General features: G+C 33.6%; 4 protein-coding genes. 2 read left to right on the forward strand and 2 right to left on the reverse strand.

Going from position 1 to position 5273, the window contains the following annotated elements; genetic code table 11:
• Positions 1 to 129: 129 nt before the first annotated feature.
• Positions 130 to 1266: a tRNA guanosine(34) transglycosylase Tgt gene (gene tgt / locus J3U35_RS06785; RefSeq protein ID WP_220215899.1), complete on the reverse strand. Its 1137-nt coding sequence runs from the start codon at positions 1264 to 1266 to the stop codon at positions 130 to 132.
• Positions 1267 to 1446: 180 nt separating this feature from the next.
• Between tgt and J3U35_RS06790 the strand changes: the two genes are divergently transcribed.
• Positions 1447 to 2088 carry a M48 family metalloprotease gene (locus J3U35_RS06790; RefSeq protein WP_267360412.1) on the forward strand — a complete coding sequence of 214 codons (642 nt, stop codon included), beginning with the start codon at positions 1447 to 1449 and terminating at the stop codon, positions 2086 to 2088.
• A gap of 74 nt (positions 2089 to 2162) precedes the next feature.
• Here the strand turns inward: J3U35_RS06790 and queA are convergent, their stop codons facing one another.
• On the reverse strand, positions 2163 to 3197 hold the full coding sequence (gene queA, locus J3U35_RS06795) for a tRNA preQ1(34) S-adenosylmethionine ribosyltransferase-isomerase QueA (protein ID WP_267360414.1): 1035 nt from the start codon (positions 3195 to 3197) through the stop codon (positions 2163 to 2165).
• Positions 3198 to 3353: 156 nt separating this feature from the next.
• On the opposite strand from queA, the gene J3U35_RS06800 reads away from it, so the two are divergent.
• The gene (locus tag J3U35_RS06800) at positions 3354 to 4106 is read left to right on the forward strand and encodes a M48 family metallopeptidase (RefSeq protein WP_267360416.1); all 753 of its coding nucleotides are present in this window, start codon (positions 3354 to 3356) and stop codon (positions 4104 to 4106) included.
• Positions 4107 to 5273: the final 1167 nt, after the last annotated feature.

A 5273-nucleotide genomic window follows, 5' to 3' on the forward strand; every position in this document is an offset into this window, starting at 1 on the left:
GAACCTCCGACCCACTGGTCCCAAACCAGTTGCGCTACCAAGCTGCGCTACTCGCCGTTAGGATGCGCATAATACTGCGCTAACCTCGATGTGTCAAGAGTTTCACCTAAAAATTATGATGATAATTTTTTATTTTGTAAAAGGGGCTGGTGTTTTGCCAATACGTTGATAAAATTCGGTAACAAATTCTTCATAACGTTTGTTAGCAACCGCTTCTCGAATCTCTGCCATTAAACGTTGATAATAGCGTAAATTGTGAATAGTGTTGAGTCGAGCACCTAAAATTTCACCACATTTATCTAAATGATGAAGATAAGATTTTGTGTAATTTTTACAGGTATAACAATCACACTCAGGATCAAGTGGTGTTGTGTCATCTTTATATTTGGCATTACGAATCTTAATAACGCCGTTGGTTACAAAAAGATGTCCATTACGAGCATTTCGGGTTGGCATGACACAGTCAAACATGTCGATACCACGACGTACGCCTTCAACTAAATCTTCAGGTTTGCCAACGCCCATTAGATAACGCGGTTTATCAGCCGGTAATTGAGGGCAAGTGCCTTCTAAGATACGATGCATATCCGCTTTCGGTTCACCAACGGCTAATCCACCCACAGCATATCCGTCAAAGCCTATTTCGGTTAATCCTTTAATGGATATGTCACGTAATTCTTGATGTATACCACCTTGAACTATACCGAATAATGCATTCTTATTACCAAGTTCATCAAAACGTTGACGGCTTCGTTTTGCCCAGCGTAATGACATTTCCATCGATTTTTTGACATAGTCCCACTCCGCAGGAAAAGGCGCACATTCATCAAAAATCATCACAATATCAGAACCAAGGTCGTATTGAATTTCCATTGAAATTTCAGGCGATAAAAAGATTGAATCGCCATTAATTGGATTACGAAAATAAACGCCTTCTTCTTTAATTTTACGAATATCACCTAAACTAAAAACTTGAAACCCACCAGAATCGGTTAAAATAGGGCCATGCCATTGCATAAAATCATGTAAATCACCATGTTTACGCATAATCTCTTGTCCGGGTCGTAACCATAGATGAAAGGTATTACCTAATAAGATTTGGGCTCCAGTTGCGGCGACTTCTTCAGGTGTCATCCCTTTTACAGTACCATAAGTACCAACAGGCATAAATGCAGGTGTTTCAACGGTGTATTCGACGCCACGGCGATCGAATTTCATACGTCCTCGACGAGCAAGTCCGTCAGTATTATCTAATTCAAATTTCATGTCTTGTTAACCTCGTGCGACCAAATAAACAGTTTGGCGCAAATTATTGATATAATACGTCGTCGTATTATTAAATTTCGGCGCCTAGTTTATCGTGATCACTTGCAATAGACAACATTTGGAGAGATTTTAAAAATTTTGAGATACATTATTCTATCATTGTCATTTTTAATTTTATTCATGATAACAGGTTGTCAAAGCCAACTTAATAAACCGCAATTTATTCTTTCTTCTAAACAAATTGTCGCGTTATCTGAGCAGGATATCCTAAAATTTAACGAACAAGTTTGTCGTGATGAAGATAAGCAATCTATTGTGCTAGCTCATGATCATGTGATGAGTCAACGACTTCATCGTCTTATTCAATATCTGCCTAACACGATTAATCATCTTCAATTAAATTATAAAGTTTATCTCAATACAAAGCCTAATGCTTGGTCATCAGCAAATGGTTGTATACGCTTAAACAGCGGATTGATTAAACTGTTAACCGATGATGAGCTATTGGCGGTAATTGCTCATGAACAAGGACACATTGCGCTAAAACATGCGATACACTCATTCCAACATGCCCCTTATATTGAAATTTATGATAAAGCGAATAAAACAGTTGTAATGATAAGAAACGAGACCGCTCAGCAAAATGAAATTGATGCGGATAATTATGCGATCGAGATGTTACGTAAACAAAAATTAAACTCTGCCGCACTGATTAGCATGCTGATGAAAATGCCGGTACATAATGATGTCGATTTAACATCGCATCCTGCAATATCAACACGAATTAATCATATTTCACAAAAACTGAAGAATATTAAGTAATAATGTTTTCTTCGTTTGCCAATCAATGGGTAAATGGTTACTACTTCGATTGGCAAATTTTAAAAACTCACCAATTAAATTTGTTTGCCAGTAATAAACATCGCATCACCATAGCTAAAAAAACGATATTTTTCGTTAACGGCTTGTTGATAAGCATTCATTGTATTTTCATAACCAGCAAAGGCTGAAACTAACATAATTAATGTCGATTCGGGTAAATGAAAATTTGTGATTAATGCATCGATCACATTAAACTGGTAGCCGGGATAAATAAAAATCTGAGTGTCGGCAAAAAAAGGCGCAATAGTGCCTGTTTTTTGGGCGGCACTTTCAAGTGCTCTAACCGATGTTGTGCCCACGGCGATAACTTTATTACCACGAGCTTTACAAGCTAACACTGCCTCAACAACTGTTTCGGGGACTTCTGCATACTCGGCATGCATTATATGCGATTCAATATTTTCAACTCTTACGGGCTGAAATGTACCTGCACCAACATGCAAAGTAACAAAAGCCATTTCAACGCCTTTATCTTTCAATTTTTTTAATAGAGGTTCATCAAAATGGAGCCCCGCAGTAGGTGCAGCAACTGCACCAGGCACTTTACTGTAAACAGTTTGATAAACTTCACGGTCTTGTTCATCATCAGGGCGATCAATATAAGGAGGTAAAGGAATATGACCAATTTTATTTAAAATAGTCAATACATCATCAGGAAATTGAAGTTCAAATAAAGTATCATGTCTTGCCACCATAATCACCTTAATTGAATCATCATCTCCTAATAAAAGTTCGGTACCTTCTTTAGGTGATTTTGATGCTTTTATATGGGCAAGGGCACGATTATCATTCAAAATTCGTTCAACTAAAATTTCAATTTTTCCTCCCGAAACTTTTTTACCAAATAAACGGGCAGGAATAACTTTAGTATTATTAAAAACAAGTAAATCACCGGGATTAATTTTATTGATAATATCGGTGAAAACTCCGTGTTCAATCTTTCCTGTATGACCATTTAAAGATAAAAGTCGACAGTCACTTCTTGTTTGAGAAGGGTGCTTTGCAATAAGTTCTTTGGGAAGTAAAAAATTAAAGTCGGATAGTTTCATAATAGCTATGTCTGAAAAAAATAGGCATTAGTCTAAATCTCATAATACCAGTAAGCAAGTAATTATTTATTGCTTATTATTAAAGTTAGTTTAAAATTTTCGCTGCCTAGCTAAGGTTAGGAATAAAGTAATTATATTTAAAATAAGGAAAACAAAATGAAAAATCTCAAAAATACATTATCCATTGCGCTTCCTTTGGTTGCAGCAATGTCATTAGTCGGTTGTAACAGTATAGATAATATGACTGATCTAGGTATGCGTGGCATTCAAGCAGCAACACTTAGTGACGATGAAATAAAAACACTCAGCGCTAATGCATGTGCTCAAATGGATTCAAAAGCAAAAATTGCGTCTGCCAACAGTGCTTATACTAAACGATTGAATAAAATTGCCAAAACACTTGGCTATAACATAAATGGAACACCTATCACATATAAAGTATATCTAACTAAAGATATCAATGCATGGGCAATGGCTAACGGTTGTGTCCGTGTTTATAGTGGTTTAATGGATAACATGAATGACAATGAAATTCAGGGTGTTTTAGGGCATGAATTAGGCCATGTTGCTTTAGGGCACACTAAAAAAGCAATGCAAGTTGCTTATGCTACCGAGATAGCGCGTGATGCTGTTGCTTCATCTGGGAACGCGGCGGTAACTGCGCTATCAAAATCTAAATTAGGAGCTTTAGCCACCGCTGTGGTTAACTCTCAATTTTCACAAAAACAAGAAAAAGACGCTGATAACTACTCTTTTGACTTCTTAATTAAGAAAAACATTAATCCAGTAGGGCTTGCAACGAGTTTTGAAAAACTTGGTGGTGGTAATTCTGACTTATTAAGTAGTCATCCTTCTTCATCAGATCGTGCGGCTAATATCCGTAAAAAGATTGCCAGATTGAAAAAATAATATCGAGTCAATAATTGAGTCAAAAGCACCTAATTTGTTGGTGCTTTTTGTTTTTATGTAAATTGAAATTTCAAGACGGATTCAATAATATTAATCAATAGACATCCAGAAGATATACTTCATTTCTTTACCTATCATCTCGCATTTACAAACTACTTATTTTTACTATTTAGTCATGTCATTACAGGATTATTGTAAATAACTATCTATTTATCAGATTGTTAAAATAATTTAATGCTTCTTTTCATACTTCACTAAGCAAAATTAAAAATAGTTATACTTAAATTAATAGGTTTTATTGATTTTAATTGTTTAAATTGATCGTTTTTTACGATCAATGTATAATTGTGAAAATATTTGAAAATTATCTGTAAAAAACGCTTGTTTTGTTAATTTTTCTGATCATTAAAAACGAATAGAGATGAAATGAATGTGCAACATTTAAAAATTTTTACTCATCCGAAAGTTTGGTTGTAATTGAATTCTTTATCTTAATTTATTAAATGGATTTGTATCAGTAATGCATTAATTGAAAACAAATTTTTTTGATTTTTTTAAAATTTTGCTGATTAATTTACAAAGTTAAATATCCAATAGTGTCTAATCAAGATCAATAAGCAAAATTATGTAATTAAATATTGATATTGTTATTAATTAGCATCTGTTTTTTTAATTTTAAAAGTAATGAGTACATGTTTTTATACGTAATTAATCTTAATAAAAATAGTTATATGCGGTAATGATAGTTTTTTGCGATCATGTTGTTATGTATTGATCGTTTTTTGTGATCAATATATAATTGCGAAAATATTTGAAAAAAATATGTAAAAAAATTTTTGTTTTGTTAAATTGCCCGCTTCTCAAAAAATCGTTTTGAATCAAGGGATAAGAAGTTTATGTTCAAAATTTATCATTTTTGCTAGCCCAAAAATTGAGTAATAAGTTGAACTATTGTTTCATTAATTAGGTGTTTTTCTTTTAAAAAAACAATTGATTATAAATTATTGTTTTGATTGGTCAGCAGAATAACAATTTAGTCAATAAAACCTAATAAATAAATTTAATTATAAAAAAATAAAGCAATTGACCTTAAAAAGAAAGGAAATAAAGTAGATGAAAAAACATAACTGGACCCGGCATTTACCTTGTCTGGGGATAAGTGCTGCT

The organism is Gilliamella sp. B2717 (assembly GCF_026536675.1).
Taxonomy (GTDB): Bacteria; Pseudomonadota; Gammaproteobacteria; order Enterobacterales; family Orbaceae; genus Gilliamella; species Gilliamella apicola_I.